Origin of the sequence: Desertibacillus haloalkaliphilus (assembly GCF_019039105.1) — a bacterium.
GTDB lineage: Bacteria > Bacillota > Bacilli > Bacillales > KJ1-10-99 > Desertibacillus > Desertibacillus haloalkaliphilus.
In genome coordinates this window covers 1-401 of sequence record NZ_JAHPIV010000239.1, presented here as the reverse complement: position 1 = coordinate 401, position 401 = coordinate 1, and the positions used below count along the sequence as shown (strand labels likewise).

At 48.9% G+C, this 401-nt stretch carries 1 protein-coding gene; it reads left to right on the top strand.

Annotated features, from left to right (window positions below; genetic code table 11):
* Positions 1-392, top strand: a 392-nt coding sequence (locus KH400_RS21735; protein WP_217228192.1) for a glycosyltransferase, incomplete at its 5' end; no start/stop codon positions are given.
* Positions 393-401 lie beyond the last annotated feature (9 nt).

Below are 401 nucleotides of genomic sequence, written 5' to 3'. Positions count from 1 at the left end.
CCCATGCGACAGGCTATATTACGTTTAATGGCGCTACGACCGATGCGATTGACACATTTCAAACGGGGCAGGTCACGATTTTCACATCACGAACGGAAGGCTTTGGGCGTACGATTTTGGAAGCTGAGGCAGCTGGTACGCCGGTGATTTCGTATGACATTGATTATGGTCCGCGTGCAATTATCGGCAAGGCCGGTAAGTTGGTCGCGGATGGGGATGTGAACGCCCTTGCCAATGCGATTGTTATGGCATTGGCGGATAAACGTTGGCGTGAAAAAGCGAGTGAAGCCGGTTGTGAACAGGCACGTGATTATGATGCTGAACATGTCCAGGCGAAGTGGTTAGATTTGATTACAAAATTGGAGGCGACTCATGAAAATCATGTTGATTGATGACAAGAC